At 67.5% G+C, this 26713-nt stretch carries 27 protein-coding genes; 14 read left to right on the top strand and 13 right to left on the bottom strand.

Translation table 11 applies throughout. The features are described 5' to 3' along the window. Positions 1 to 116: 116 nt before the first annotated feature. Together DQW50_RS14735 and DQW50_RS14730 are read left to right on the top strand one after the other, a co-directional pair. Entirely contained in the window at positions 117 to 929 is an 813-nt protein-coding gene (locus tag DQW50_RS14735; RefSeq protein WP_112080023.1) for a molybdopterin-synthase adenylyltransferase MoeB, read from the top strand. After that, complete coding sequence (locus DQW50_RS14730; RefSeq protein ID WP_198664692.1) at positions 926 to 1180, top strand: hypothetical protein; 255 nt, start codon at positions 926 to 928, stop codon at positions 1178 to 1180. Before DQW50_RS14735 ends, DQW50_RS14730 begins: the two co-directional genes overlap by 4 nt. A 186-nt stretch (positions 1181 to 1366) precedes the next feature. On the opposite strand, the gene DQW50_RS14725 is transcribed toward DQW50_RS14730, so the two are convergent. Then, complete coding sequence (locus tag DQW50_RS14725) at positions 1367 to 2440, bottom strand: aldo/keto reductase (RefSeq protein WP_112080029.1); 1074 nt, start codon at positions 2438 to 2440, stop codon at positions 1367 to 1369. A gap of 171 nt (positions 2441 to 2611) precedes the next feature. Between DQW50_RS14725 and DQW50_RS14720 the strand changes: the two genes are divergently transcribed. After that, positions 2612 to 3523, top strand: coding sequence for an acyltransferase (locus tag DQW50_RS14720; protein WP_112080022.1), 912 nt, complete (start codon positions 2612 to 2614; stop codon positions 3521 to 3523). Between the two features lie 20 nt (positions 3524 to 3543). Beyond that, positions 3544 to 4314 carry a hypothetical protein gene (locus tag DQW50_RS14715; protein WP_112080021.1) on the top strand — a complete coding sequence of 257 codons (771 nt, stop codon included), beginning with the start codon at positions 3544 to 3546 and terminating at the stop codon, positions 4312 to 4314. A 24-nt stretch (positions 4315 to 4338) separates the two neighbouring features. On the opposite strand, the gene hisS is transcribed toward DQW50_RS14715, so the two are convergent. From hisS to DQW50_RS14695, 4 genes are all read right to left on the bottom strand, one after another. Next, on the bottom strand, positions 4339 to 5661 hold the full coding sequence (hisS, locus tag DQW50_RS14710) for a histidine--tRNA ligase (RefSeq protein WP_112080020.1): 1323 nt from the start codon (positions 5659 to 5661) through the stop codon (positions 4339 to 4341). Positions 5662 to 5756: 95 nt separating this feature from the next. Next, complete coding sequence (locus tag DQW50_RS14705) at positions 5757 to 6212, bottom strand: ferritin-like domain-containing protein (RefSeq protein ID WP_112080019.1); 456 nt, start codon at positions 6210 to 6212, stop codon at positions 5757 to 5759. A gap of 113 nt (positions 6213 to 6325) precedes the next feature. Then, positions 6326 to 6919: an asparagine synthase-related protein gene (locus DQW50_RS14700; RefSeq protein ID WP_112080018.1), complete on the bottom strand. Its 594-nt coding sequence runs from the start codon at positions 6917 to 6919 to the stop codon at positions 6326 to 6328. Then, entirely contained in the window at positions 6920 to 7273 is a 354-nt protein-coding gene (locus DQW50_RS14695) for a DNA-binding protein (protein WP_112080017.1), read from the bottom strand. A gap of 121 nt (positions 7274 to 7394) precedes the next feature. On the opposite strand from DQW50_RS14695, the gene DQW50_RS14690 reads away from it, so the two are divergent. Further along, positions 7395 to 8501: a 60S ribosomal export protein NMD3 gene (locus DQW50_RS14690; RefSeq protein ID WP_112080016.1), complete on the top strand. Its 1107-nt coding sequence runs from the start codon at positions 7395 to 7397 to the stop codon at positions 8499 to 8501. Positions 8502 to 8660: 159 nt separating this feature from the next. On the opposite strand, the gene DQW50_RS14685 is transcribed toward DQW50_RS14690, so the two are convergent. Together DQW50_RS14685 and DQW50_RS14680 are read right to left on the bottom strand one after the other, a co-directional pair. Continuing rightward, positions 8661 to 10832, bottom strand: a complete 2172-nt coding sequence (locus DQW50_RS14685; protein ID WP_112080015.1) for a methyl-accepting chemotaxis protein — start codon at positions 10830 to 10832, stop codon at positions 8661 to 8663. A 194-nt stretch (positions 10833 to 11026) separates the two neighbouring features. Beyond that, positions 11027 to 11218 (bottom strand): UPF0175 family protein, encoded by a 192-nt coding sequence (locus DQW50_RS14680; protein ID WP_112080014.1) that lies wholly within the window; start codon positions 11216 to 11218, stop codon positions 11027 to 11029. 105 nt (positions 11219 to 11323) lie between these two features. Here DQW50_RS14680 and DQW50_RS17920 point away from each other — a divergent pair, with 105 nt between their 5' ends. Next, complete coding sequence (locus tag DQW50_RS17920) at positions 11324 to 11479, top strand: hypothetical protein (protein ID WP_157964877.1); 156 nt, start codon at positions 11324 to 11326, stop codon at positions 11477 to 11479. Positions 11480 to 11543: 64 nt separating this feature from the next. Here DQW50_RS17920 and DQW50_RS14675 read toward each other — a convergent pair whose 3' ends face one another. Beyond that, positions 11544 to 13424 carry a helicase C-terminal domain-containing protein gene (locus tag DQW50_RS14675; RefSeq protein ID WP_112080013.1) on the bottom strand — a complete coding sequence of 627 codons (1881 nt, stop codon included), beginning with the start codon at positions 13422 to 13424 and terminating at the stop codon, positions 11544 to 11546. A 181-nt stretch (positions 13425 to 13605) separates the two neighbouring features. Here DQW50_RS14675 and DQW50_RS14670 point away from each other — a divergent pair, with 181 nt between their 5' ends. The 8 genes from DQW50_RS14670 (at position 13606) to DQW50_RS14635 (ending at position 22390) form a co-directional block, all read left to right on the top strand. Beyond that, the gene (locus DQW50_RS14670) at positions 13606 to 15663 is read left to right on the top strand and encodes a long-chain fatty acid--CoA ligase (RefSeq protein WP_112080012.1); all 2058 of its coding nucleotides are present in this window, start codon (positions 13606 to 13608) and stop codon (positions 15661 to 15663) included. A 113-nt stretch (positions 15664 to 15776) separates the two neighbouring features. Further along, positions 15777 to 16106 (top strand): ferredoxin family protein, encoded by a 330-nt coding sequence (locus DQW50_RS14665; RefSeq protein WP_112080011.1) that lies wholly within the window; start codon positions 15777 to 15779, stop codon positions 16104 to 16106. An 81-nt stretch (positions 16107 to 16187) separates the two neighbouring features. Then, positions 16188 to 17042, top strand: coding sequence for an electron transfer flavoprotein subunit beta/FixA family protein (locus DQW50_RS14660; protein WP_112080010.1), 855 nt, complete (start codon positions 16188 to 16190; stop codon positions 17040 to 17042). Between the two features lie 2 nt (positions 17043 to 17044). After that, complete coding sequence (locus tag DQW50_RS14655) at positions 17045 to 18691, top strand: electron transfer flavoprotein subunit alpha/FixB family protein (RefSeq protein WP_112080009.1); 1647 nt, start codon at positions 17045 to 17047, stop codon at positions 18689 to 18691. Beyond that, positions 18688 to 20352, top strand: a complete 1665-nt coding sequence (locus tag DQW50_RS14650) for an FAD-dependent monooxygenase (protein ID WP_112080008.1) — start codon at positions 18688 to 18690, stop codon at positions 20350 to 20352. The genes DQW50_RS14655 and DQW50_RS14650 overlap by 4 nt, the downstream gene beginning before the upstream one ends. Before the next feature lies 1 nt (position 20353). Then, a complete protein-coding gene (locus DQW50_RS14645) occupies positions 20354 to 20743 on the top strand; it encodes a hypothetical protein (protein ID WP_112080007.1) in 390 nt (129 codons plus the stop codon). Between the two features lie 48 nt (positions 20744 to 20791). Then, positions 20792 to 21523, top strand: a complete 732-nt coding sequence (locus DQW50_RS14640) for a GNAT family N-acetyltransferase (RefSeq protein ID WP_112080006.1) — start codon at positions 20792 to 20794, stop codon at positions 21521 to 21523. A 258-nt stretch (positions 21524 to 21781) separates the two neighbouring features. Next, the gene (locus tag DQW50_RS14635) at positions 21782 to 22390 is read left to right on the top strand and encodes a trimeric intracellular cation channel family protein (protein WP_394338594.1); all 609 of its coding nucleotides are present in this window, start codon (positions 21782 to 21784) and stop codon (positions 22388 to 22390) included. Here the strand turns inward: DQW50_RS14635 and DQW50_RS14630 are convergent. The 5 genes from DQW50_RS14630 to sucD form a co-directional block, all read right to left on the bottom strand. Beyond that, a complete protein-coding gene (locus DQW50_RS14630; protein WP_112080004.1) occupies positions 22339 to 23646 on the bottom strand; it encodes a tRNA (N(6)-L-threonylcarbamoyladenosine(37)-C(2))-methylthiotransferase in 1308 nt (435 codons plus the stop codon). The genes DQW50_RS14635 and DQW50_RS14630 overlap by 52 nt on opposite strands. A 367-nt stretch (positions 23647 to 24013) precedes the next feature. Further along, entirely contained in the window at positions 24014 to 24418 is a 405-nt protein-coding gene (locus DQW50_RS14625; protein ID WP_112080003.1) for a DUF2267 domain-containing protein, read from the bottom strand. 109 nt (positions 24419 to 24527) lie between these two features. Next, a complete protein-coding gene (gene deoC / locus DQW50_RS14620) occupies positions 24528 to 25199 on the bottom strand; it encodes a deoxyribose-phosphate aldolase (protein ID WP_112080028.1) in 672 nt (223 codons plus the stop codon). A gap of 117 nt (positions 25200 to 25316) precedes the next feature. Continuing rightward, on the bottom strand, positions 25317 to 25604 hold the full coding sequence (locus DQW50_RS14615; protein ID WP_112080002.1) for an ArsR family transcriptional regulator: 288 nt from the start codon (positions 25602 to 25604) through the stop codon (positions 25317 to 25319). Positions 25605 to 25817: 213 nt separating this feature from the next. Beyond that, positions 25818 to 26687, bottom strand: a complete 870-nt coding sequence (gene sucD, locus DQW50_RS14610) for a succinate--CoA ligase subunit alpha (protein WP_112080027.1) — start codon at positions 26685 to 26687, stop codon at positions 25818 to 25820. Between the last annotated feature and the right edge of the window lie 26 nt (positions 26688 to 26713).

The following is a 26713-nucleotide window of genomic DNA, read 5'->3' as shown; positions in this document are numbered from 1 at the left end:
CACACGACCGGCGTGGTGTCCCACGAAGGAATCCTCGCGCTTCAGCGCGGGGAGGATGTCAACGACGCTCTTCCGTCGGGAAAGCGATTATACCCGCGCGTCGCCCACGTCCACGCATGAGTCTCTCCCTCGATTCCACGCAGCTCGACCGGTACTCCAGACACATCATCATGGAGGAGGTCGGCCCGGAGGGCCAGAAACGACTCCTCGAGGGTAGCGCGCTCGTCCTGGGGGCGGGCGGGCTCGGCGCGCCCGTCATCCAGTACCTCGCGGCCGCGGGCGTCGGAACCCTCGGGATCGTCGACGACGACGTGGTGGAGCGCTCGAACCTCCAGCGACAGGTGATCCACGGGGACGACGACGTCGGCGAGCCGAAAGTCGAGTCGGCCGAGCGGTTCGTCGACCGGCTCAACCCCGATATCGAGGTGGAGACCCACGAGGTGCGCCTCGACGTGGACAACGCCCGCGAGCTGATCGGCGCGTACGACGTCGTCGTCGACTGTGCGGACAACTTCCGGACGCGGTACGTCGTCAACGACGCCGCCCGGATCGAGGAGGTGCCGGTCGCCCACGGCGCGATCTACAAGTTCGAGGGACAGGCGACGACGCTCGTCCCCGGCGGGCCCTGCTACCGGTGTCTGTTCCCGGAGGCCCCCGAGCCGGGCACCGTCCCCGACTGTGCGACCACCGGGGTGCTCGGCGTACTCCCCGGGACGCTCGGCTGTATCCAGGCGACGGAGGCGGTCAAACTCCTGCTCGACACGGGCGAGCCGCTCGAGGGGCGACTGCTGTTTTACGACGCCATGGACATGACGTTCGAGACGGTTCCGTACCAGCGGAACCCGGACTGCCCGGTGTGTGGCGAGGGCGGGATCGAGACGATCGAGGGGGTCGACTACACCGGCGGCTGTCGGATCGAGGCGGAGTGAGCGACTTTCGGAGACGTCTCCAGCGCCCCGGCCGTTCGGTTCCGCGAAACGGGTCGGCGGTTCTTCACACCGACTACTTGATCGGTGTCGCTGAACACGCACGGGGCGGCTTCCTCGTTGAACAGGGCTACTTCACCGCCCTCGAGACGTACTTCGCGAAAACTCACGTCTGTAAGCGGGAGTACGATGGTCTCGATATCGACGATGTCGATACGGGCGTCGACGTCGATAATCCATACAGCGGGATGTAGACAGCGATCTTCGAGATGCTTGAGGAACGGGGGCGACTCTATCGATGGACCACCGAGGACGACCTCGCCGAACGTGCCGAAGAGGTCCCGTGACCCAGCAAGAAACCGGTTCGTTGAAACGCTCTTACGAATGCCCGAAGACGAGTCGGAAGCGCGCCCGTCACGTAGCCCGTCCGCCCCCTCGTCTCAGTACGAGGCGGCGCGCTTCTCGAGGCCCGCGGCCGCGATGTCCTCGCCGTCGACGGAGGTTCGGAGGGCGTCCATCCCGTCGTCGCGGTCGACGCCGAAGTTCCGCGCGTACAGCTCCTCGAGCCGGTCGTACTCGGCGTCGGAGAGCGGGGGCACGTCGCTGGCAGTGCTCCACTCCGCGATGTCCTCGCCGTCCCGGAACGTGGGCGTCACCGAGGCGACCTCGTCGTGGGCGAGCAGCCAGCGGATCGACGCCTGGCTCAGGGTGCGCGTCCCCGCGGCGTGGTCGGGCTCCTCGAGGAAGCGGATCGACTCGACCTTCTCCCAGCCGGTCTCGTACCACTCCTTCGGGCGGTGGGCGCGGTGGTCGCCGTCCTCCAACACGGTGTTGGGCGTCACCTGCTCGTTGAGCAGCCCGGACGAGTGTGGGACCCGCGCGATGACGGACGTGTCGGACCCCGTCTCGCGGATCGTGTCGACGAAGTGGCGACCGGGCTCCTGCTCGAAGAGGTTGAAGACGGTCTGGACCGCGTCGAACTCGTCGTACTCGACGGCAGCGTCGCCCTCCGCCAGCCAGCCGATGGAGGGACCGAGCGCCCAGCCGAGCGCCCGGACGCGCCCCTCCGATTTCCACTCGCGGAGGAGGTCGCGGACCTCGGGCGTGACCTCGTCGACGTTGGCGTTGTGTAACTGGAGGAGGTCGACGTAGTCCGTGTCGAGCCGGTCGAGCGAGGCCTCGAGCGCCTCGCGGAGGTACTCCTCGTTCAGCTCCTTCGGGAGTTCGCCGTGGCCCGCCTGCGGGTTGTCGTAGAAGTCGTAGCCGACCTTCGTCGCCAGCGTGACTTCCTCGCGGCGGTCAGCGATCGCCTCGCCGACGATCCGCTCGGACTCGCCGTGGCCGTACACGTCGCCGGTGTCGACGTAGGTGATGCCCGCGTCGAGGGCGTCCCGGACCATCCCGACCGCCTGCTCGTCCGAGCGGTCGCCCCACCAGTCCGTCCCGACGACCCACGCGCCGAAGCCGATCTCCGACACCTCGACGCCGGAGGTCCCGAGTTCTCGGTGTTGCATGAACCGTCGTTGGACGCGGGGACACTTATCGGGCGCGGTCGTCCTCGGGAACTGAGACCGCCGGACGTGCCGGAGTCGTCGCTGTGTCTCGAACCGGTCGGTGCCGCCCGCGTCGTGGCGGTCGCGTCGCACAACCGAACCCATTTGAGGCTTCCCGGCGAACGTTCGACGATGACAAAGCGACACGTGTCCCTGCCGACCGACGCGGAGGCGTCGATTCAGGGGTTCATCGACGAGGTGGACGACCGGCTCTCCTCGACGGAGGACACCTGCGACGTCGTTCGGGACACGCTGATCGACCTCCACGGCGACCGCGAGCGCTGGGAGGCCTGGCAGGACGGCGCGGACGTCTCGAAGGCCGAGCGCGTCCGACTCCAGGGGTACGACCCGTGTAACGCCACGCTCGAGTCCGAGTACTACGCGGAAAAGGACGAGGAGCGGTTCCGGCGGTCGAAACACCTCCAGTGGCTCTGGCGGCAGTTCGACGCCACGCCCATGGCCGACAACGTCGAGTTCGCCCTGCGGTTCCGCCGGATGCTCGGGAAACACCTCTTCGCGGAGTGTGGCGACGGCTGTCGCTTCTTCAAGGGGATATCGTTCACGTACGGCCACAACATCGAGATCGGCGACAACGTCGTGATCCACGACGACGTCCACCTCGACGATCGTGGCAGGCTGACGGTCGGCGACCGCGCGTCCATCTCGGACGGCGTCCACGTCTACAGCCACGACCACGACCTCGTCGACCAGACCGCGGTCCGGAACTTCCACACCGTCGTCGGCGACGACGCTCGCGTCACCTACGACGCGATGGTGCGCGCCGGCTGTCGTATCGGCGAGAACAGCGTCGTCGGGGCACGCGCGGTCGTCCAGGGCGACGTCCCGGACCATCACGTCGTGGTCGGAACGCCCGCGCGTAGCATCCGCGTGAAACCCGGCTGGGAGGAGACTGCCGAGGCGCTCGAGGACGGCCGGCTCCCCGACCGGAGCGACGAGCGGGAGATCCCGTACGAACTCCCCGAGGATCTCGACCGCTTCGACGAGTTCGATCGTGACCTCCGCCCGCCGGGAACGCCGGAGTAGCCGTCTCGGGATCCCTCCCAATGACCCGCGCCGTCGCCGTCAACGTCGCCGCCAACACCAACGAGCCGGGGTTTCGCGGGCCGGTGTACCCCGACGGATCGTTCGCGTACGTCCCGATCCCGGAGTCGGCCGTGACGCTCCCGCCGGACCGCTTCCCGGTCGACGAGCCGATGCCGACGTACGCCGACCTCGACCTTCCCTTCTCGCTTCCCGAGCCGCTCCGCGACCGGCCGGTCCACATGGACCCGGAGTTCCCCGGCGTTCACGGCCGCGAGCACGCGACCTACGGAGACCCCTACGCGATCAAGGCCGCGCCGATCGCCGACCTCGAGCCGGGCGACTGGCTGCTGTTCTACGCGACGCTCGCGCTCCGACCCCATGGCTGGCGTGGGCCGGGGGCGGACGACCCCAACGACGATTCGACGGTCGCCGACGCGTCGGCCGTCGCGGACGACCTCGCGCCCGACTGGGGCGCGTACCTGTTCGCCGGGATCCGGGTCGGTCGCGTTCTCGACGCTCCCGACCGTGAGACGGCCGCCGACGTCGTCCCGACGAACGCCCACCTCAAACGCGACCCCTTCGACGCCCGGGTCGCCGTCGCGGGCGACCCGGACGAGTCGGGACTCTTCGACCGCGTGATCCCACTGAGCACGCCGACAGCGGGGTCGGACGCGAACGGGCTCGTCACCGAGCTGTCGAGCGACTCGGGGAAGGGACCCTGGTGGCGACGGCCCATGCGGTTCGACGAGGCGGCGACGGCGACGGTGCTGGACCGGGTCCGGCGGTCGTGACCGCGGCCGGTCGTCGCCTCCCGTTCACTCGTAGTCGTCGTAGGTCGGCAGGCCGGACTCGGGCGGGAACTCGTCGACCGGGGCGGTCGTCTCGTCGCCGCTCTCCATGTCCTTCACGGTCACCTCGCCGTTCGCGAGGTCGCGCTCGCCGACGACGACCACGGTCTCCGCGTTGATCGAGTCGGCGTAGCCGAGCTGTGCGCCGAACGAGCGGTCCGAGACGTCGCCTTCGACAACCACGTCGTCGGCGAGCGCCCGGAGGTCGCGGGCGATCTCGGCGGCTTTCCGGCGGGTGTCGCCCACGGAGAGGACGTAGTAGTCGGTCGAGAGCGCCTCGTCGGGCCAGACGCCGGCGCGCTGACACAGCAGCTTGAGCGTCGCGTGGCCGGGTGCGACCCCGACCGCGGGGGTGGGCTGACCGCCGAAGCTCTCGATCAGGTCGTCGTAGCGGCCGCCGCCGAAGACGGAGCGGGAGACCTCGCCGGTGGAGTCGAAACACTCGAAGACGACGCCGGTGTAGTAGTCGAGCCCGCGGGCGGTCGTGAGCGATATCTCACAGAACTCGCCCGCGCCGAAGTCGGCGGCGGCGGCGAGCACGCTCCGGAGGTTCTCGACGGCGGCCTCCACGTCCTCCCCGCCTGCCTCGGCGACAGCGTCGAGGTCCTCGGGCGCGTCCACGTCCGTGATCAGGTCGTCGAACTCGCGGGCGGTCGCGCGGTCGAGCCCGGCGTCGGAAAGCAGGCCGAAGTACTCGCCGTCGTCCACCTTCGCGCGCTTGTCGACCGCGCGGATCGCGGCCGGCGTGTCCACCTCGTCGGGGTCGTCGGCGAGCGCACGGACGAGCCCGCCGAGCACGTCGCGGTGGGAGACACGGAACTCGAAGTCGTCGCCGGTGAGCCCCAGCTCCGTCAGGGCGTCGGCGGCGACCGCGAGTACCTCGGCGTCCGCCTCCGGCGCGGACGACCCGAAGATATCGATGTTGGTCTGGTAGAACTCGCGGAACCGCCCCTGCTGGACCTGCTCGTAGCGCCAGAACGGCCGGGTGGAGACCCACTTGATCGGCTTCGAGAGCTCCTGGCCCTTCGCGACGACCATCCGGGCGACCGTCGGCGTGAGTTCGGGCGTGAGCGACACCTCGCGGCCACCCCTGTCCTCGAAGGCGTACAGCTCCTCGACTATCTCCTCGCCGGACTTGTCGACGTACATCTCCGTCCGCTCGAGCGCGGGCGTCGCGACCTCGCGGAAGCCGTACCGCGCGGCTGCCCCTTCGATCGCGTCGGTCACTTCCCGGCGGGCAGACTGCTCTCCCGGATAGAAGTCGCGAAACCCTTTGAGTCCCTCGTACATGGAGGCGGGTTCGGCGAGCGGCCGCTTGAAACCATCCTTTCGGGAGCGGGTGGGACTGGCGACGGCGACCCGCGACCGCTCAGACGGGGACTCGACTACTCTGTCCGGTACTCCTTCTGGAACCCGCGGAACTCGGTTCGGTGGGCCTCCTCGTCGGAGAGGAGCGTCACGGCGAGGTCCTCGGTCACGGGGTCGTTCGCCGCCTCCGCGGCGTCGATCAGGTCCCGGTAGGTCGCGATCGCTCCCTCCTCGGCGTCGAGGACGCCCTCGATGACCGCGAGCACGTCGGTCGAGTCCTCGGGCGGCTGAAGCGAGTCCTGTCGGGCGGTGAACTCCGCGGAGCCCGGCGGCCGCGCGTCGAGCTGTTTGAGCCGCTGGCCGAGCTGCTCAGCGTGGCCGAGCTCCTCCTGGATGTCCGTCTTGAGGCTCTCTTTGATCTCCTCGGCTCGGACCCCATCGAGGACGATCGCGTTCGTCTGGTAGTTCATCACGGTCTCGATCTCGTCGGCGTACGCCCTGCGGAGCAGGTCGATGACGCGGTCGGATCCCATGTCACAACGTTGTCGTCCCAGACCGAAAGCCGTTCCGACTCTCTTCGTCGGGGGGGCCTCGGCTTTCGTCCGAACCCGAGCTCTCGGCTGTCGTTCCTCCCCGCCGGCCGCGTTCAGTCGTTCCGCCCGTGTACGTACGTCTGGTCGTGGTCGGGGAACACGTCCTCCACCGTCTGCTCGCCGTGTTCCTCGGCGATGAGCGCCCGTAGCTCGTCCTCGTAGTCGGCCTTCGGGACTTCCTCGCTCGGCCCCTGTTCGACCTCGAAGGTGGCCTCGACGAGCCGGTCGACCGCGTGCCGCCCGAACCCCGAGAGCGGCGAGATGTAGTCGACCCCGTGGCGGTCCTCCAGGCTCTGTGCCTGTGCGCGCGAGACCGTCGGGACCCGGTCGTCCCGGCGGCTCCCGTCGGCGATCGCGTCGACCTCGCGTTCGGCGATGGTCTCCAAGGCGTGCTCGTGAACCCGCTGGATCCCGTTTCGGGGGTAGCCGTCGGCGATCATGCGCTCGACGGCCTCCTCGGCGACCGCGCGGTCCAGTTCGATCCGCTCGAACGGGAAGCCGATCTCCGCGGCCGCGCGCTCGGCGTGCTCCCAGTCGTCGGTGAGCCCGAAGCTGCCGGTCACACACCGAACGTCGTAAAACCGGTCGAGCAGGGCGGCAGCGAGCGAGGAGTCCTTTCCCCCGCTGTACAGCAGCGCGAGCTCCATCTACCGTCGCCGGATGTCGAAGCTCTTCTGCTCGGGTTGGAGCTCCTTGAGCAGGTCGCGCATCTGGTCCTCGTCGATTCGCCCCTGGACGCGGCCGCTCTGTGCCAGCGCCGCGACCTGCTGTTTGACCTTCTTCGCGAACTCCGGTTTCGACATCTCGACCGCGTTGAGTCGCTGGCGCGCGCCGTCGGTCAAGTGCTGTTTGAGCACCGCCTCCTGTTGGGCCTCCGCCCGCTGTTGGGCCTCCTGTTGGGCCTCGGCGTCGCCGCCGCCCTCGCCAGCCCGGTCCTGGAGCTCCTGGAGCTTCTTCTCGCGCAGTTCCTCGAGCCGTTCGTCGTCGGGGTTGCCGCTCATACCCGTCCTTCTCGGTCCGGGCGAAAAACGATTTCGGAGGATCGACCGCGTTCCCCCCCGACCGAGCGATCTCGGAAGCCGGTTCGGGCTGTTTAAACGGGTCACCGTCGTATCCGCGGTCATGAGCGAATCGCGGGAGTTCTGTCCCCGGTGTGGCGACGCCGTCCCCGAGCGTCGCGACCCCTTACCCGGCGATCCGGCGGGGCGGGACGCGCTGTTGTGTGACGACTGCTACTTCGAGGACTTCGAGCTCGTGGACGCGCCGGACCGGATCGAGGTGCTCGTCTGCTCGGGTTGCGGGGCGGTCCGCCGCGGGGAGTCCTGGCGGGACGTGGGCGCGCGCGACTACACCGACGTCGCGGTCGACGAGGTCGCGGAGGCGCTCGGCGTTCACGTCGCTGCCGAGGACGTCCAGTGGAGCGTCGAGCCCGAGCAGGTCGACGAGAACACGGTCCGGATGCACTGCCGCTTTTCGGGTGTCGTCCGCGGAACGCTCCGTTCGGCGGCGGTCACGGTCCCGGTGAAGGTGTCGCGGGGGACCTGCGACCGGTGTGGTCGGATCGCCGGCGGCTACTACGCCGGGGTGATACAGGTTCGTGCGGACGGCCGCGACCTCACCGCCGAGGAGCGTGCCGAGGCGCTCGACATCGCCGAGTCGTACGTCGCCGACCAGGAGGCGAAGGGCGACCGGGAGGCGTTCATCACGGAGGTGAACGAGACCGACGAGGGCCCCGACGTGAAGGTCTCATCGAACCGGCTCGCGGAAAACGTCGCGGCGCGGGTCACGACGGAGTTGGGGGGGAGCTTCGAGTCGTACCCGACGCTCGTCACCGAGGACGGCGACGGCAACGAGGTGTACCGCGTGACGTTCGCAGTCCGGCTCCCGCGGTACGCCCCGGGCGAGATACTCGATCCCGGGGACGGCGACGGTCCGGTGCTCGTCACCGGCGTCTCCGGTCGGATCCAAGGGATCCGGCTCGCCACCGGCGAGGAGTACACCTCCGCGTTCGACGAGGGCGGGACGCCCGACGCGACCCGGCTCGGCACTCGGGACGACGCCGCGGAGACGACCGTGGTGACCGTCGAGGACGAACACGCGATCCAGGTGCTCGACCCGGAGACCTACGAGGCGCGGACGGTTCCGAACCCCGCGTTCGTCGACGACGACGCGGACACGGTGTTGGCGTTCAAACACGGCGGCGACGTCCACCTGGTTCCCCGAGAGTAGGCCGTCACGGTCGTCGTTCGGAAGACGCCGGGAACCGTCGAGAGTCGCCGGGAGGCGGCGACCGTGACGGCCGTAGGAGTGGAGAGACGCACGATCGAAGGGAGGGAACGGAGGCTCCGTTGGAATCTTCAGCCGGTGATAGTGGTACGTATCCTCTATTTATGACTCGTCACTCCGTGTTGGTGGTCGATTTTCGCCGCCGTCCGTGGCACTGACCGGCTGCGTCGCGCTCGATGTGTCGGGAGACATCGCGTCGGCCGTTGCCGTAGTGTCGAGTTCGAACGCTGCGACCTGCTCCCGGAGCGTCTCCGACGCCGCCGAGAGCTGCTCCGCAGTCGACGTATCCGAGAGGTTCGACAGGTGTTCAGCCGTTTCTGCGACCTCCGACAGCGACGAAGTCTGTTCCTCCGTGGCCGCCGAAACCGTACTCGCTTCGTTTGCGGCCTGATCGCTTACGCTCGCTATCTCCTCGACCGTCGAAACGACCTCCTCGGTCGAGGCAGCCTGATCGTCGGTCGCACTGCTGATCTCCTGGACACCCGATTCAGCTTCGTCGACTGCCTGTGCGATCTCGTCGAACATGTCGATCGCGTTCTCGATCGTTTCCGAGCCCCGATCGACGCGTTCGGTCATCGTCTCCATTCCCTCAACCGTCTCGGTCGTCGTCGATTGGATGTCTTCGATCTGGGTTTCGATCTCGGTCGTCGCCTCCCCGACCTCTTCCGCAAGCGTTTTGATCTCGTCCGCGACGACGGCGAATCCTTCGCCGGCTTCGCCGGCGCGAGCTGCCTCGATCGAGGCGTTCAGCGCGAGCAGGTTCGTCTGCTCGGCGATATCCGTGATGAGATCGACGATTTCGTTTATCTCGGTAATCTTGTCATCAAGTGCCTCGACCTGTGTGGCTGCTTCATCCGCCTGTGATTCGATCGCGGCGATCTCTTCGGTTGCCTCGGAGGCCGCCGCTTGCCCCTCCAGACCCCGCTCGACAGCATTCTGTGCGGTTACACCCACTTCTTCGGCCGAGGAGGCGACTTCTTCGACGGCCGCCGACAGATCGCTCATCTCGTTGGCCACACGCTGGAGGTCGTCGCTTTGCTCGTTGGCTCCGGTGTTGATCTCCTGAACCGATCTTGCGATGTCCTCGCTCGCCTGCTGGAGCTCTTCGACGGAGGTCGCGACTTCAGCACTCGCCTCGTCGAGTTCGGTCGCGGTCGTTGCCGTCTCCTCGCTGGCCGCTGCGACCTCATCGGTGATCCGTTGGACGGCCACGAGACTCTCGTTGAGTTGGTCGATTCCGGTGTCGAGTGAGACCAGTATCTGACCGTAGCTGCCGGGCTTGTCGGCGTCGATGTCCTGATCGAGCCGACCGTTCTGGAGGTTCTCGCTGGCCGTCCGTATCTCTTCGAACCCGGTGACCACTTGGTTGGCACCGCGATCAAGATTGGTCATGATGTCGCCGTACCGTCCCGGAAAGTCCGTGTCCCGCTCGCGAGTTCGAAGCTCGTCGTCGCCAGTTGCTAGGTTGTTACTGAACGTGTCGATTTCACCGAACACCGATTTGAGATTCGCCTGCATCTCCCTGAACGAATCGACCATTCGACCGAGCTCGTCGTTTTCGACGTGGTCGTCGATATCGGTATCGAAGTCGCCGTCGCTGGCGGCGACGGCGGCCTCGGAGAGTTGAGAGACCGGTGCTGTGATCCGCTTCGTGACGAACAGCCCGATCACGACCGCGACGACGAACGCACCGATCGTGAGTCCGATGATCTCCATCTGTGCCGTCTGCGTCGTGCTATCGGCGATCGCAACTTGGGACTCCAGATCGGCTTGGGCCGATTCCTCGATCGAGTGCGCATTTTCCTCCATTGGGGCTCTCAGTGACTCCATCTCTTCGGCCTTCTCAGTAGCCAGTTCGGCGTCACCTTCTTGTTGTGCTTCGAAAAACTCGCTTCCGAGCGCGTTGTACTCCTCGTGTTGAGATTCGAGGGTTTCGAACTGTTCTTCTTGCTCTGGGCTCAACTCCGTTTCTTCGAGATGCTGTGCCTGTTCGGTGAAGAGTTGGTTGGCCTCCTCGAATTCTTGCTGGGCGTTTTCGTCACCGAGTTGGGCGGCCTGTATCGCCGCACGCTGCTGTTCGATGCCTACAATCATCACCGCGCTCGCGTCCATCTTCTGTCCATCCTCCGCGATAAGATGTGCTTCCTCGTCGACTGCGGCAACCGAGGTGTAGCCGACCGCCCCGGTGACGGCAACCAGGGCAGCGACGAGGACGAACGCGAGTATGATTTTCGGTCGAAGGTCGGTGTTGCTTAGTCGAATCTTGTTGAGCATACACACGAGCCCGTCCCATATATTATATAACTGTCTCCGAAATTATCGAAATCAATATTTGAACACGTGGCTCCGTTGAAAACCTCAGAGAGTTACTGATCCGATAAAACGGGGGTGAACGCGAGTCGGCGTGGGGGTTCTTCGTCGGGTCGGTACCGGGTCGGGAACCCGCTCGGCTGCGGTTGGGGGTCCGGTCAGTCCGCGCGCGCGGTGTGGTCGCTTCCGGACGCTGCCGAGCGCTCGGCTTCGGTTACCTCGATGCCACGCCGTTCCAGTTGCCGGATGAACTCGGCCTCGCTGACGCCCGCCTGCGTCGCCGCCTGCTCGAGCGTCAGCGTTCGCGCACCGTACAGCGTCAGCGCACTCGACAGCGCGTTCGTTGGCATACACACCCGTCTTGCGTGAACGATTATGAACCTTACTACTTCATTCAGGACCCTGATACACCTTATACGATATAATGTATCACTGAACTGCGGTCGACATGTATAATGGACGGTCGTGGCGAACGCTCGTCGACGACGGCCCGGAGGAATTATGAGTCTCTACGGTCGAGTTCGGGTATGGACAGACAGCAGGCCATCGCGCTGTTCTTCGCGTTCCTCATGGTGAGCTCCATGGTCGCCTGGGGGATCAGCTTTCTGTGACCCCGCTCGGACCGTTCCTGGCGCACGGTCCGTAGCGATCGTCACCCACCAGCCGTTCGTCCGTTCACCCGTCGCCCCAGACGTCGGAGAGCGGGTGATCCTCCCGCCGTTCCTCGTCGGCTTCCGACCGGGTTCGCGTCGTCCCCCCGTCCCCGGTCGACCCGGGACGGCCCGCCGTTCCATCGCCGATCGCCTCGCCCGTCCGCCCGGACGACGTGGCGTTCCGCGACCCACCTTGGCGACGTCCGGCACGGCCGGGGCCGGACGGCTCGGCGTCGATCCCGGCGAGCGCGGCCGACGGGTCGAACGCGGGGAGATCGGGGGTCGTCATCGCGTCGATCTGGTCGCGGAACCACGACGGGGTGTCGGCTACTGCCCGGTCGAACAGGTCGAGGAGCGAGTCGTCCGCGAGGTACGTCGCCCCGTAGTCGTCGGGCGCGCGGACGACGCGGCCACACGCCTGTATCACGGTGCGTAGCGCGGTCCGATGGTACCACGCCCACTGGCCGTCGGCCAGCCGCCGAGCGACCCGCGAGTCGTTGGTGTTTCGGTACGGCGCTTTACACACCACCTGCCAGCGGCAGAGGTCGCCCTCCAGGTCGAGCGCCTCCTCCATCTTCACGGCGACGAACACCTCGGGGTCCGGACTCGCCTTCCACGCCTCGAGTTCGGCGTCGCGGTTCGCCCGCGTGTGCCGGCGGACGCGCGCTGTGACGCCGAACTCGCCGAGACGCTCGACGAGCCGTCCCGCGATGTCGTAGGAGTGTGCGTGGATCAACCCCTTCTCGTCGGGGTGTTCGGCCATCAGCCGGACGAGCAGTCGGGCGATCTTCGGCACGGTCTCGTCGCGGTGCTCGTAGGTCATCGACCCCTGCGTCACGTCGAAGAGCGGCCGGTTCGCGAGCGGGAAGGTGTGCTCGACGTCGACGAGCGCGACCTTCCCGGGGTCGAGGCCGACACCCCGACAGAACGCCTCCTTCGAGAGGATGGTCGCCGACAGCAGGGCGAACTTCTCGCCGCGGTCCCAGACGGTGTGTCTGAGGTAGCGCGCGGGGTCGAGCGGCTTGATCGCGATGGCGGACCCCTCGCCGTCGGGCTGGTCGACGACCCAGGTCGTCGGCGAGTCGAGGTCGCGGTAGTCCTCGAGGAACCAGCCGAGCTCCGAGATCAGCTCCCCGAGCCGGTCGCGTCTCGCGACCTCCTCGCGGCTCAACTCGGGTCGTCCCGTCAGCTCGTCTTTCGCCCGTTTCGCCACGTCGCGGAGGCTCTCGACGAACCGGGCGGTTCGGTCGAGCGCGTCCTCGTCCGTGCCGGCGTCGCGTTCGACGTCCGGGACGCCCACGTCGTCCCAGACCGGGACGCGCTCTGGCGAGAGGTCGATGGTCGCGTACATCTCCGCCCACTCGGCGAGCCCGTGAGCCTCGTCTATCACGACCACGTCGCGTTTGCGGAACACCTCCGACCCCGCGGTCCGCATGAAGTACGCGAGCGTCATGGCGGCGAACCGACCCGACGAGGCGATCGCTCGGTCCGAGAAGTACGGACAGCGGTGTTTGATGCTGCAGTCGAACCCCTGCTCGCGGGCGCAGGGCGCACGGTCGACCGGCGTGTCGTGCTCGCCGGGGAGGACGCAGTCGTAGTTCGACTTCCCGCGGATCACTTTCAGGTCCTCGAGGAGGTCGTCGCTCGCGACGTCGTCGAGCTGGGAGACCTGCGGGGTGGTGTAGTACGCGTCGGTCGGCTCGCTCGGCGCGGCGTCGGCCACCTCGCGGGCCGACCCCATGACGGCGCGCGCGAGCAGGGACTTGCCGCTGCCGGTCGGCGCGCGCACCAACACCACGTCGTTGCCGGCAGCGAAGGCGTCGCGGACGTCCGCGAGCGCGCGCTCCTGTGCGCCGCGAAAGCTCGGGGCCGGGAACTCCGCGGGGATCCGGTCGGGGTCCACACGACCCCCTCGCGCGCTCCGGGAATTAAACCCTCGGAGTGGAGGGTCAACTCGGAGCGGATAATCGAGTTAGAGCGGGCAATCGAGTTAGAGCGGGACAGTCGAGTTAGAGCGGGACAGTCGAGCGAAAGAAACGAACAACTACCGGATCGTTTATGCCACGTCCGCGAGTCGGTGTGGTATGAGTTGGCAGGAAGCCGAGCGGCGGTTCGCGGACGACGTGGTCGCCCGCGAGACCCTCCCTCGAACGTTCGAGCGCTCCGCTGTGCGCAACGCCGACCGGGTCGCCCAGCGCTACAAGGGCGGGGTGTACGACCGGTCGCTCGTCTCGGCGGACGTCCTCGACCCCGCGCCCGTCGGCGACTACGCCGACCTCACCTACGCAGCGATGCGGGACGTGGTCCGGAACCTCACGGCGGGGTTCCGCGAGGTCGGCGTCGCGGACGACACCCGGCTCGCGGTCTACGCGGGAACGCGCATGGAGTGGGCGCAGGTCGACTTCGCGGCGCTCGCGGCCGGCGCGGTCGTCACGACGGTGTACGCCTCCTCGTCGCCGTCGCAGGTCCGCTACCTGCTCGAGGACCCCAAGGCGACGGTCGTCGTCGTCGAGAACCGCGGCCTCCTCGAGGAGGTGCTCGGCGTTCGCGACGACCTCGCTCACGACCTGGACGCGATCGTGACGATGGACGAGGTAGCCGTCGCCGACGCGGACGAGGCGACGGACCTCGACGTCGACCCGGCGAACGCGGACGACGTGTACACGCTCGGCGAGCTCCACGAACTCGGCGCGGACGCATTCGAGGAGGCGACCTACGAGTCGTGGCTCGATTCGACCGCCGTCGACGACCTGGCGAGCCTCATCTACACCTCCGGGACGACCGGGCAGCCGAAGGGCGTCCGGCTCACTCACGGGAACTTCCGCTCGAACGTGAACCAGTGTTATCGGCGGTTCGCGGACCGGCCCGACCGCGACGCGGGGATCCCCGGTATCTCCGTGGCGACGACGACCCTCTCGTTTCTCCCCCTCGCGCACGTCTTCGAGCGGCTGGCGGGCCACTACATGATGTTCGCGGCCGGCGCGACCGTCGGCTACGCGGAGAGTCCCGACACGCTCCGGGAGGACTTCGGGCTCGTCCGGCCGACGACGACGACCAGCGTCCCGCGGGTCTACGAGAAGCTCTACGACGCGATCCGCGAGGAGGCGAGCCAGTCCCCGGTGAAAGAGCGAATCTTCGAGTGGGCCGTCGCGGTCGGACGGGCACACCACGAGGCCGACGACCCCGGCCCGATCCTCGACGCGAAGCGCGCGCTCGCCGACCGACTCGTCTTCTCGTCGGTGCGGGAGGCGCTCGGCGGGAACGTCGACTTCTTCATCTCCGGCGGGGGGTCGCTCTCGGCGGAGCTGTGTGCGCTGTATCACGCGATGGACCTCCCGATACTGGAGGGGTACGGGCTCACGGAGACGTCGCCGGTGATCACGGTCAACCCGCCCGAGGATCCGAAGGTGGGAACCATCGGGCCGCCGGTCGTCGACACCGAGATCGCGCTCGACGGCCGGCTCGTCGGCGAGGAGGCTGTGGACGTCCCGGGCGACGTCGGCGAACTGCTCGTGCGGGGCCCGCAGGTGACCGACGGGTACTGGAACCGCCCCGACGCGACCAGGGAGGCGTTCTCGGCACACGACGCGCTTCCCGCCGAGGCAGTCGTGGCCGGCACCCCGCCCGAAGCGCGCGACGGCGACCCGGAGGAGCCGTGGTTCCACACCGGCGACGTCGTCCAGCTTCGTCCCGACGGCTACGTGGCCTTTCGTGAACGCGCCAAACAGTTGCTCGTGCTCTCGACGGGGAAGAACGTCGCGCCCGGACCGATCGAGGAGCGCTTCGCCGCCAACGAGTTCGTCGAGCAGTGCGTCGTGCTCGGCGACGGCCGCAAGTTCGTCTCGGCGCTCCTCGTCCCGAACTTCGGGGCGGTCGAGGCGTGGGCGGACGCGGAGGGGATCGACCTCCCCGCGGACCGACGGGCGATCTGCCGTGACGAGCGCGTTCTCGAGCGGTTTCAACGGGAGGTCGACGCGGTGAACGAGGCGTTCGAACCGTACGAGCGGATCAAACGGTTCAGGCTTGTCGAAGAGGAGTTCTCCGTGGAGAACGATCTGCTCACGCCGACGATGAAGAAGAAGCGCCGAAACGTCCTGGAGCGGTTCGCCGACCAGATCGAGATGATATACGAGGAGACGTAGGAACGCCGATCCGACGCCGTGGACCGCCTCTCTTCTGAGCCGACGCTACGGGCCACCTCCCGGCAGGTTACACCTCAATTTTAAATAGTTATAGATAACTGGTAACGTGTAACATGTCGATAGACCCCAATTTCGAGGAGAACAGGGAGATCGTCGACGAACACGAGGGACACGACGTCTGGGGGCCCGTGGACGAACCGGAGCAGCTGGGGATACACGGCACACACGTCGCGGTCGACTTCGACATCTGTCTCGCCGACGGGGCCTGTATCGAGGACTGCCCCGTCGACGTGTTCGAGTGGGTGGATACGCCCGGCCATCCCGAGAGCGAAATAAAGGCCGACCCGGCCAACGAACCGCAGTGTATCGACTGTATGATCTGCGTCGACGTCTGCCCCGTCGACGCTATCGACGTCGACGCGGGCCGGGCCGGTCGGACGTGAGCCGGGCGACAGAACTCACGAATTCAACACGATCAACAAACACGGAAACACTCGTCGGATCGAACACGAGAGGATGTAACAATGAACACGATCGTTCTAACGAAAGGCGTACCGGATTTCCGGGAGGGACAGGTCTCCTTCGACGAGGACGGACACCTCGAACGAGGAGAAACACCGACGGTGATGAACCCGAACGACGAGCACGCGCTCGAAGCCGCGCTACAGACGAAGGTTCGGCAGGGCGGCACCGTGAGCGTGATGAGCATGGGACCGCCGGGCTACGGGGACGTCCTCCGCGAGGCGATGGAGTCGGTTTACGCCGACGACCTCTACCTGCTGTCGGACCGCGAGATGGCGGCCGCGGACACGTGGGCGACGGCGATCACGATCGCGACCGCCCTCGAAGGGATGGACCCCTCGCCCGACCTCGTCTTCGCGGGCTTCAAGACCGCCGACGGGGAGACCGGCCACACCGGGCCACAGACCTGCTGGGCGTACGGGATGCCGATCGTCACCCACGTCGTCTCCCTGGAGATCGACCCGGACGAGGAGCGCCTGCGGGCAAAGCGGCTCGTCGAGGGCGACATCGCGGAGATAGAGACCGTCGAGACCTCGCTTCCGGCGTTCGTTGTCGCGGACCCCGAGTTCGAGCCGTCCTACCGGCGGGCCGAACACCGCCTGCGACACAGGGACCTCCGCGAGGAGACGCGGGAGCGCGCCGCGAACTACGAGGAGCACATGACGGTGTGGGACCACACCGACCTCAACCTCGACCCGGACTACATCGGCCTGGACGGCTCTCCGACGGTCGTCTCCTCGGTCGATCCCATCCCGAAAGCCCCCGCCGAGCGCGAGGCCACGATGGTCGACCCCGAGAGCGACGAGGAGATGCGGCAGGTGTTCGAGGAGATGGCACCGCTCGCGGGAGGTGAGTGAGCATGGCGGAACCTCCGCTCGACCCCAACGAGTACACGATCCAGGAGCTGGGTCCCGAGATCCGGACCATCGAGGACGTCGACGGACTGCGGGCGGTCCTGGCGGCCGAGGAGGCGGGTGAGAACCGCGCGGGTGCGAAGACGCTCATCGAGAGCCGGATCGAGAAGTTCAGCGAGGACGAGGGGGAGGCCGGCGAGGTCGACCCGGCCGAGATGACGGCTGCCGAGGTGGGTAACGCGCTCCAGGACATCGAGGACCCGGACGAGCTGGAACGGATCCGCGACGCCGAGACGGCCGGCGAGAACCGCGACAGCGTGCTCACGCTCGTCGACAACCGCCTCGACTCGGTGCGCGGCAGCGACGAGGAGGCGGCGGCGGTCGTCCCGCCGGAGGAGAAACACCCCGACCTCGACCACCCGACCGCGGACAAGAGACACGTCCGTGCGCTGGAGGACGGTACCTACGGCGACATGTGGGTGTACTGCGAGACGCAGGCCGGCGATCTGATCGACGTCTCCCTGGAGATGCTCGGGAAGGCGCGCGAGCTGATGGACGGCTACAACGACGAGTACGACGCCGAGGAGAAGGTCGTCGCGGTGCTCGTCGGCGACGACGTCGCGGGCCTCGCCGAGGCGTGTATCGAGCACGGTGCCGACGTGGTCGTCTACCACGAGGACGCCCGACTGAGTCGGTTCCGACACGAGCCCTACACTCGCGTGTTCTGTGACATGGCGCGCTGGGGCGGCGATCCGGGAGCGGGGGATCCCGACCCTGCGGAGTGGCGCGACTACGACGAGCCCCGGTACGTCCTGTTCCCGGCGACGCACAACGGCCGCGACCTCTCGGCGCTGGTACAGGCCGAACTCGACTCGGGGCTCGCGAGCGACTGCTCCGGGCTCTACATCGAGAACGCGGTCATCTCGAACCCCGCGAAGACGGGCGGCGAGGACCGGGAGTTCGAGCGCGTCCTCCACATGAAGCGGCCGGACTTCAGCGGTTTCGAGTACTCGACGATCCTCTGTCTCGACAATCCGAGCCGCGAGTTCCACCCGCAGGGTGCCTCGGTCATCCCCGGGAGCTTCGAGATTCCCGAGCCGGACCCCGAGCGGGAGGGCGAGGTCGTCGAACACGAGTTCACCCTCGACGAGGAGTGGTTCCGCGTCGACGTTGAGGAGTTCGACCGCCTGGAGGGCGGCGTCGACCTGACGGGTCACGAGGTGGTCGTCGCGCTCGGTCGCGGGATCGGCGCGGACCCGACGCGAGGGATGGAGCTCGGTCTCGATCTCGCCGACGCGTTCGAGGACGCGGCTCTAGGGATCTCCCGTGGGATCGTCACCTCCTCCTACCAGTTCGAGGGCCACGTCGAGCGGTACGCCGCCGAGGATCGACAGATCGGCGAGACCGGCCAGGAGGTGGAGCCCGACCTCTACGTCGCCGCCGGCATCAGCGGCGCGATCCAGCACAAGGTCGGGATGGACGAGTCCGACACCATCGTCGCGATCAACACCGACCCCGAGGCGGATATCCGTGAGTTCTCGGACTACTTCATCGACGGCGATCTCTTCGAGGTCCTACCGCGACTGACCGAGGCGCTCGAAAGCGGAGAGCTGAACGCCGAGGCCGTCGCCGACGGGGGTGAGAGCGAATGACCGAACGCGAACACTACGAGGCCGTCGTCGTGGGCGCGGGCCCCGGCGGCGCGGCAGCCGCGGCCGCGCTCGCCCGTAACGACGTGGAGACCCTCGTGTTGGAGCGGGGCGTCGAGGCCGGGTCGAAGAACGTCTCCGGGGGTCTCCTCTACGCTGAGGAGTCGGCTCCCTACACCATGGACGACCTGTTCGCCGGGTTCCGGGAGGCCGCCACCGAGCGTCCCGTCACGGACTACTACCTCCACAACCTCGCCGGCGATCGGGTCGAGACCTTCGACATCACCGACCTCCACGAGCACGACACCGAGTGGTCCGACGCCGTCCTTCGCCGGAAGATGGACTCCTGGCTCGCCGAACGGGTCCACGAACTGACCCGCGAGACCGGCGGCGGGCTACTCACCGACGTCCGGGTGAACGGCCTGCTCCGGGAGGAAGGCGAGATCGTCGGCGTCACCTGCGACGAGCTCGACCCCATCGAGGCCGACTTCGTCGTCGCCGCCGACGGCGTGAACAGCGAACTCGCTCGCGATGCCGGGCTGATGGACTGGGAGGAGCCGGAGGAGTGGTTCCAGGGCGTGAAGGCGGTCGTGGACATGCCCGAGGGAGCGATCGACGACCGGTTCGGCCTCGACGGCGAGGCGGGCGAGGCCCACCTGTTCTCCGGCGACCTCTTCGAGGGCGTCCGCGGCGGCGGGTTCCTCTACACCAACGAGGACACCCTCTCGATCGGCACGGTGTTCCACCTCGACAGCCTCGTCGCGGAGGAGGCCGAGCCCCACGAGCTGCTCGACGCGCTGCTCACGCATCCGCTTCTGGCCCGCTGGCTCGACGACGGGTACGAGGAGCTGGAGTACGCCGCGAAACTCGTCCCCGACTCGAAGAAGGTCGCCCACCCCTCGCCACACGAGGGCCGCCTCGTCCTCGTCGGCGACGCCGGCGGGCAGATGCAGGCACAGGGCCCGATCATCAAGGGAATGAACCACGCCGTCACGGCCGGCGCGCTCGCCGGCGAGGCGTTCACGGAGGCGCGTTCGCGGAACGACCCGGACGCGGCGGGCGACCTCTACGAGCGGAAGCTCCGCGACGAGGGAGTGATGAAGAAGCTCCGTCCCCCGCGGTACCGCGCGGTGCGGGCGCTCGCGGAACACGGTCCGGTCACGGGCGCGCTGGACGCAGTGCTGGAATCACCGGTCGGGCGGTTCGGCGTGCGGGCGCTCGGCGACCGCTTCGAGACGCTGTACGGCTCGCCGTTCCTCTCGATGATGGTGCCGGACACCCGGACGCCGTACGTGACCCTACCGACGGTCATCGCGGAGGAGCTCGGCGAGCGGATCGGCGGAGAAAACGACGTGACTCCGCCGGACCTCGCCGATCGGATCGGCGACCTCACCTACGACGTCGACGTGGGCAACCCGCACATCGAGGTCGTCGACGACTCCTTCGCAGTCAGCGGCGACGCCGTGACCGCCTGTCCGGTCAGCGCCCGCGATTTCGGCGGCGGTTGCTACCGCGAGGAGACGGTCCGCACGAACGGCGAGGAGCGGACCGTCGTGAGCCTCGACACTCAGCCATGCGTCGAGTGCGGCACCTGTGCCATCGTCGCGGACACCGACTGGGAACATCCCCGCGGCGGGAAGGGCGTCGAGTTCCGGCAGGGATGAGATGACGACCTCACAGTACGCCGAGCGGATCGCCGACCTGGCCGATCGGGCTCGCGAAGAGCGGGAGTCGTTCGACCCGCCGACGTCGCCGCCGGCCGAAGAGCGTGGTCTCGAGTATCTGCGGGAGGGGCTCGGTCCGACGATCGCGGTGTACCTCCGCGCCCGTACGGGCGACGAACACGTCCGGCTCTCCGAGGTCGAGCTGTCGATGCTACAGGCGGCGGTGAACGACTGGCTGGCGCTGTATCTCCGGTATTACGGCTCGTCTCGCGACCCCGACGTGACCGTTCGGGAGGCCGCGGAGTTGCTGGTCGAGACGCACAACGTCCGCGATACCGCCCAGTTGCTCACCCACGTCCCGCCGCGATCGGGTACTAGTATCGGATATTAAATATAATTTATAATTAAACATAAGTGGTGGTGAGTGGTAGTGTCTAGCATGATCCGGCAAGTAGAACACAAGGACCGTCGAGACATCTACGAGTACGTCCAGGAGCGGGGTCGCGTGGATTACGAGACGGCCCGGGAGGATCTGGGGTTCGATCCGACGCAGTTCGGACACCACGTCACGATCCTGAAGCGTGACGGGCTGTTGCGGGAGGCGGGTGACGACCTCGTGCCCGGCATCGAGGACGACTTCGGGGGCGGAGCCGAGGAGGAGTTCACCGGCGAGGAGGTGTCGTTCAACATCCGACCGGCGCGACAGTCCGACCTCTCCGGACTCCTCGGGGTGATACGCGACGCCGTCGAGGACGGCAACGACGTCGTCGCGGAGACCATCGCGGACATCCTCGACGAGGAGCAGGTCCTCTACCAGCGGGGCGGGGTGAAATCCCGCGTGTTCTTCGTCGCGACCGTGAACGGCGACGTGATCGGCTGGGTCAACATCAGCCATCCGGAGCTGGAGAAGCTGAGCCACACCGCGGAGCTCACGGTCGGCGTCCTCCCCGAATACCGGCGAAACGGGATCGGAAGCCACCTCGTCGAACGCGGTCTCGAGTGGGCGGTCGAGGAGGGATACGAGCGGATCTACAACAGCGTTCCCTCGACGAACGGGGAGGCGATCGCGTTCCTCGAAGCACACGGCTGGGAGGAGGAGGCAACCCGTGAGGACCACTACCGGATCGACGGCGAGTACGTCGACGAAGTGATGATGGCCGTCACGGTTTGACGGGAAGTAGGCGCTAGGTCCCCTCCCTCGAGGATCGAACGGTGCCAGCCGTGACCGAGTAGGGTGGGGTAGTTGAGGTGCTCGCGTGACGTCGTGATGTATTCATGGGGATAGAAACTCCGTCCCGCCGGCGAAACGACGGTGGCCGCCGCGGACCCGCGGTGTCCGCCGACGGCAGATTCAACCGTTCGGCCCGCGGAGGGGTCCCCAGTGATCCGGGACCTCCTCGTCGTGCTCTTCGGCGACCCGTTCGCAGTCATGAACACCGTCGGGCTCGTCGCGTTCGCGCTCGTCGGCTCCACGAAGGCGATCCGCGAGGACTTCGACCTCTTCGGGATCGTCGTCGTCGGGCTGGCGATGGCGTTCGCCGGCGGGGTGACGCGTGACGTCCTCGTGACGCGAACGCCGTTGGCGCTCCAGTCGCCGGTCGAGATCGGGCTCGGACTCTTCGGCGTCGCGCTGGCGATGGCGTTACGGCTCGTGCTCGTGTCGCCGGACACCCACCCGATCACGCTCGTGGCCGACGCGATCGGGCTCGCCGCGTTCGCCACCGCGGGGGCGATCGTCGCCACGGAGGCGGGCGTCTCCGCGTTCGGCGTCATCGCGCTCGCGGCGATAAACGCGGTGGGTGGCGGCGCGTTCGCCGACCTCCTCCTCGACCGCGCGCCGTTCGTCCTCTTCGAGGACTTCTACGCCACCTGTGCCGTGTCCGGCGGGCTCACCTACGTCGTGGCCGGAACCGTCGGCGTCGCCGGGGGCACCGCAGCCGCGCTCTGTGCGGCGGTCACCGTCGCGACGCGGCTCGCGGCCGTCACCTACGGGTGGGAGCTTCCCACGGCCGAGGACCTGGAACCGCCGACGCGGTGACCCGCGCCGGTCGGCTCGCCGAACGCGTAGACGGTGTTGTGGCCGGTCACCTCGACGGTCAGGAAGTCGCCGACCTCGACCCCGTGGTCCGACGCCCGCTGGACGATGATCTGTCGGTAGGCGGAGTCGCGACACTTCACGGAGTCGCCGGTACCCTCCTCGACGACGAGGACCTCGAACGTCTCGCCGACCATCGACTCGTACGCCTCGCCGACGACGTCCATCTTCAGCTCGGACATCGCCTTCGAGCGCTCCTTCTTTACGGTCCCGCCGAGCCCCTTCATCTCCGCGGCGTCGGTGCCGGGGCGCTTCGAGAAGCGAGTGACGTTGACCTTCTCGGGGCGGACCTCCCGGAGGAGGTCCATCGACCGTTCGTGGTCCGCGTCGCTCTCGGTCGGGAAGCCGACGATGAAGTCGGTCGAGAGCGTCCAGTGGTCGAGCCGGCCGTCGAAGGTCTCGACGACCTCCCGGAACTTCTCGACGCGGTGTTGCCGGCGCATGTCGGCGAGCACGTCGTCGGAGCCCGACTGTACGGGGGCGTGGATGAAGTCGTACAGCTCCTCGTTCCGCGCGAAGACGTCCGCCAGCTCCTCGTGGATGCCGTGTATCCCGCCGGGGTTCGCCATCCCGAGCCGCACCCGGAACTCGCCGTCGATGGCGCAGATCCGGTCGAGCAGTTCGGGCAGTTTTCGATCGCCGGTGTCCCAGCCGTAGACGCCCGTGTCCTGGCCGGTCACGCGGATCTCCTTCGCGCCGGCGTGGACCAGCGCACGGGCCTTCTCGACGTTCTCCCCGATCGACGGGGAGTCGACGCGCCCGGTCGCGAACTTGGTGATACAGTACGAGCAGTTGCTCATACAACCGCGCGCGATGGGGAGGATGCCGATCACGCCGTCGAGGACCGGCTCCGTGTCGGGGGTGTGTGTCGGGCACTCGCCGTTGAGCACGTGCTCCGGGACCGCGTCCCAGTGGAGCACCTCGGCATCGATCCCGGCCTCGCGGAACTCCTCGCCCTGTGCCAGCGCCATACAGCCGGTGACGACGAGCTCGGCGGTCGTCGCTTCGAGCTCTTCGGCGCGGCGGAGCATGTTGCGCTCGGTCTTCTCGACGACGGTACAGCTGTTGAGGATGGCGACGTCGGCGTCCTCGGGGCCGTCGGCCGGCCGGTGGCCGCCGTCCCGGAGGGCGCGTTCGATCGCGCGGCTCTCGCCCCGGTTGGACGTACAGCCGTACGTCTCGATGTGGTACGTCGCCATCGGTTACCGGTCATACCCGGCGGGCGGGCAAAAGGCCCCCGGATCGGGATCGGATCTCCCCCGGATCGGGATCGGATCTCCACCCGAACTCGACCGGTCTCGGCGCGGTGGCTGGGAGGATCGGAACCTCGGGGACCTCGCGGCTCCTGCGCTTCGGGCACCGTCGTCGGCCCGCGTCTCAGAGCGACCTCCCCGAACTCGACGGGCGCAGACGCGTCTCCGGTCGCGGTCGGTCCGCGAGCCCGCCAGGACGTCTCATAGTGATTATTGCGACTCTTTACCGCTATACTGGAACGAGACGACTGTCAAACGGCCTGAAACACCGATATTTGTGACGTGGTCAGGAAAATAATCGCAATAATCACTATCAGTCGTCGTCGACGAGCTCGAAGAGGTTGCCCCAGTTCTCCGTGGTCTCGCTCCCGGGAAGCATATCACGGAGCTGCTGGAAGTCGGACTCCGGGACCTCCTCGTGGACGAGGTCGAGGACGACACGGGCGTGATAGGCCGCGTCGGCCGGCTCCGACCCCTCGATCTCGCTCACTCTCTCGACGAACTCCTGCCAGTCGAAGCGCTGTCCGTGTTCGTCGACTGCCCCGGTCAGATACCACTTGATCTCGATGGGAAGCGACGCCGCGAGGTCCGCCGCGTTCCCCTCGGGAATGCGCTGACCGAGCGTCATGAGTGTCGCCCGTATCGCTCGGACCGTTTCGCCCGTTCCGGGCGTTTCGAGTCGGTGCTGGGCTTGGCCAGTGAACTCGTCGAAGTTCATACGTTCTTGTTGTCGCTCATGGCATATCAATATACTTGTACTTCCTCGGCGGGCAAACACGGCTTCGGCGTCCCGCCGGTCGTGACACGTCGATGCGAAGCGTCCCCGACTACTGGGTCGACTCGTAGATAGCCACCCCGGACGAGGCTCCGATACGGGTCGCTCCCGCCGCGACCATTTCGAGCGCCTGCTCGAAGGTGTCGATCCCACCCGATGCCTTGATCTGGGTGTCCGGGCCGATCCCCTCCCGGATCGCCGCCACCTCGTCGGGGTCCGTCGGACCGTCGTATCCGACGGCGGTCTTAACGAAGTCCGCACCGCCGCGTTCGACGAGTTCGGCGGCTCGCCGGATCTCCGACCGGTTCAACGCGGGCGATTCGATGATACACTTCAGCGTCTTCTCGCCGACCGCGTCCTTTACTGCTTTGACGTCGTCGACCACGGTCTCGTCGTCGCCGTTCGCGAACGCCGTTCTGTTCAGCACCATGTCGAGTTCGTCGACGTGTTCGAGGAGCTCCTCGACTTCGGCCCGCTTCGCGTTCGAGTGCTGTATCCCGTAGGGAAAGCCGATAACTGCGACGACGTTGGCCCGGTCGCCGACGAGTTCGCTCGCGAGTTCGGCGTGATACGGCACGACCACGGCGGAACAGAAGCCGTACTCGAGGACCGCTTCACAGAGGTCGTGGATCTCCGCCTCTGTCGCCGTCGGATCGACGTTGGTGTGATCGATTATCGAGACGATCTGCCCGGGATCGGTTTCTAACGTATCCTGTAGGGACATACCGACGGTTCTCGGTCGATTCAGGTAAACACGCCGGTCGTTCGAGACGATCGCGGTCGGCTCGAGGAGGTCGATCCCCACAGCCGGTGCGGGTCGCGACGGCCGGCGGGGAGCGAGTCAGTCCTCGGCAACGACCGCGGACGGCACGACTCCACGGGCGGACTCCGCGTCCACGGGGTCGGCCGGTTCGTACACGGAGCGGCGCGCGTCGGTGGGACAGAACCCCTCCTCGACGAGGTCGACGTCGACGAGCTTCTCGATCGCGAACCGGACCGTGCGCGTCGAGAGCCGAGTCTCCGCCGCGAGCCCCGTCTGGTCGAACCGTCCCTCGGCGTCGAGCACGTAGTACACGAGCTTGGCACTCGGCGGGAGCGGTTCGAGCCGTTCGCGTACGTCGTCGTCCATATGGATCGATGGGGTGACCCGGGCATAACCGTGGTCCGGGTGTGCGCGGACTACGCACTTCCGAGGGCGCGTTGGCACCTGTATTCGCGGACGTTCGGGGACGCGTACGGCGTCCGTACTCGGGGACGGAGGGGTCGTCCGCTCGTCGCCGTCGTTCCCAGGTCCCGCGGACGAACCGGGGCCGGTACGTTCGGCGGGGGAGACCGGTCGCCCCTAGAGGAAGCTCTCGACGTGGTCGGCGACTTCCTCGGGGGTGTCGCCGACGGGGACGCCCGCGTCGTTGAGCGCGTCGATCTTCGACTGGGCGGTGCCCGTCCCCGACCCGGAGACGATGGCGCCCGCGTGGCCCATGCGCTTGCCCGGCGGGGCGGTGCGGCCGGCGATGAAGCCGGCGACCGGCGTGTCCATGTGCTCGCCGATGAACGCCGCGGCCTCCTCCTCGTCCTCGCCGCCGATCTCGCCGCACATCACGACCGCCTCGGTCTCGGCGTCGGCCTCGAACGCCTCGAGGGCGTCGATGAAGGAGGTGCCGATGATCGGGTCGCCGCCGATGCCGATGGCGGTCGTCTGGCCGATGCCGCGCTCCGTGAGGTTGTCGACGACCTGGTAGGTCAGCGTGCCCGAGCGGGAGACGAGCCCGACGTTGCCGTCGGCGAAGATGTTGCCCGGCAGGATGCCGAGTTTCGCCTCGCCCGGCGTGATGATGCCCGGACAGTTCGGTCCGAGCAGGCGGGTGTCGACCTCGCCCAGCCGCTTGTTCACCTTCGCCATGTCCTGGGTCGGGATCCCCTCCGTGATCGCCACGACGAGGTCGAGGTCGGTGTCGAGCGCCTCGAAGACCGCGTCGGCGGCGAACGCCGGCGGCACGAAGACCACGGAGGCGTCCGCGTCCTCCGCCTCGACGGCCTCGTCGACCGTGTCGTACACCGGGACGCCGGCGGCCTCCTGGCCGCCCTTGCCGGGCACCGCGCCCGCGACTACGTTCGTCCCGTACTGGATCATCTGTTCGGCGTGGAAGTTCCCCTCCCCGCCGGTGATCCCCTGGACCACCACGCGCGTGTCGTCGTCGACGAAAATGCTCACGCGAACCACCCCGTGGTGAGCGTGAG

The sequence above is a fragment of the Halorubrum sp. 48-1-W genome, assembly GCF_003287355.1.
GTDB lineage: Archaea > Halobacteriota > Halobacteria > Halobacteriales > Haloferacaceae > Halorubrum.
This window is presented reverse-complemented; position numbering and strand designations above follow the sequence as displayed.

What these genes read in the sequence shown, in the direction of transcription:
- DQW50_RS14700 (WP_112080018.1), bottom strand. Translation starts at nt 6,919, where the DNA reads ATGGAGCTCGCGCTGCTGTACAGCGGGGGAAAGGACTCCTCGCTCGCT.
- DQW50_RS14725 (WP_112080029.1), bottom strand. Translation starts at nt 2,440, where the DNA reads ATGCAACACCGAGAACTCGGGACCTCCGGCGTCGAGGTGTCGGAGATC.
- deoC (WP_112080028.1), bottom strand. Translation starts at nt 25,199, where the DNA reads ATGTCCCTACAGGATACGTTAGAAACCGATCCCGGGCAGATCGTCTCG.
- DQW50_RS14705 (WP_112080019.1), bottom strand. Translation starts at nt 6,212, where the DNA reads ATGGGATCCGACCGCGTCATCGACCTGCTCCGCAGGGCGTACGCCGAC.
- DQW50_RS14655 (WP_112080009.1), top strand. Translation starts at nt 17,045, where the DNA reads ATGGCGGAACCTCCGCTCGACCCCAACGAGTACACGATCCAGGAGCTG.
- DQW50_RS14735 (WP_112080023.1), top strand. Translation starts at nt 117, where the DNA reads ATGAGTCTCTCCCTCGATTCCACGCAGCTCGACCGGTACTCCAGACAC.
- DQW50_RS14635 (WP_394338594.1), top strand. Translation starts at nt 21,782, where the DNA reads ATGAACACCGTCGGGCTCGTCGCGTTCGCGCTCGTCGGCTCCACGAAG.
- DQW50_RS14650 (WP_112080008.1), top strand. Translation starts at nt 18,688, where the DNA reads ATGACCGAACGCGAACACTACGAGGCCGTCGTCGTGGGCGCGGGCCCC.
- DQW50_RS17920 (WP_157964877.1), top strand. Translation starts at nt 11,324, where the DNA reads ATGGACGGTCGTGGCGAACGCTCGTCGACGACGGCCCGGAGGAATTAT.
- DQW50_RS14680 (WP_112080014.1), bottom strand. Translation starts at nt 11,218, where the DNA reads ATGCCAACGAACGCGCTGTCGAGTGCGCTGACGCTGTACGGTGCGCGA.
- hisS (WP_112080020.1), bottom strand. Translation starts at nt 5,661, where the DNA reads ATGTACGAGGGACTCAAAGGGTTTCGCGACTTCTATCCGGGAGAGCAG.
- DQW50_RS14665 (WP_112080011.1), top strand. Translation starts at nt 15,777, where the DNA reads ATGTCGATAGACCCCAATTTCGAGGAGAACAGGGAGATCGTCGACGAA.
- DQW50_RS14615 (WP_112080002.1), bottom strand. Translation starts at nt 25,604, where the DNA reads ATGGACGACGACGTACGCGAACGGCTCGAACCGCTCCCGCCGAGTGCC.
- DQW50_RS14630 (WP_112080004.1), bottom strand. Translation starts at nt 23,646, where the DNA reads ATGGCGACGTACCACATCGAGACGTACGGCTGTACGTCCAACCGGGGC.
- DQW50_RS14690 (WP_112080016.1), top strand. Translation starts at nt 7,395, where the DNA reads ATGAGCGAATCGCGGGAGTTCTGTCCCCGGTGTGGCGACGCCGTCCCC.
- DQW50_RS14670 (WP_112080012.1), top strand. Translation starts at nt 13,606, where the DNA reads ATGAGTTGGCAGGAAGCCGAGCGGCGGTTCGCGGACGACGTGGTCGCC.
- DQW50_RS14695 (WP_112080017.1), bottom strand. Translation starts at nt 7,273, where the DNA reads ATGAGCGGCAACCCCGACGACGAACGGCTCGAGGAACTGCGCGAGAAG.
- DQW50_RS14645 (WP_112080007.1), top strand. Translation starts at nt 20,354, where the DNA reads ATGACGACCTCACAGTACGCCGAGCGGATCGCCGACCTGGCCGATCGG.
- DQW50_RS14685 (WP_112080015.1), bottom strand. Translation starts at nt 10,832, where the DNA reads ATGCTCAACAAGATTCGACTAAGCAACACCGACCTTCGACCGAAAATC.
- DQW50_RS14640 (WP_112080006.1), top strand. Translation starts at nt 20,792, where the DNA reads ATGATCCGGCAAGTAGAACACAAGGACCGTCGAGACATCTACGAGTAC.
- DQW50_RS14660 (WP_112080010.1), top strand. Translation starts at nt 16,188, where the DNA reads ATGAACACGATCGTTCTAACGAAAGGCGTACCGGATTTCCGGGAGGGA.
- DQW50_RS14720 (WP_112080022.1), top strand. Translation starts at nt 2,612, where the DNA reads ATGACAAAGCGACACGTGTCCCTGCCGACCGACGCGGAGGCGTCGATT.
- DQW50_RS14625 (WP_112080003.1), bottom strand. Translation starts at nt 24,418, where the DNA reads ATGAACTTCGACGAGTTCACTGGCCAAGCCCAGCACCGACTCGAAACG.
- DQW50_RS14715 (WP_112080021.1), top strand. Translation starts at nt 3,544, where the DNA reads ATGACCCGCGCCGTCGCCGTCAACGTCGCCGCCAACACCAACGAGCCG.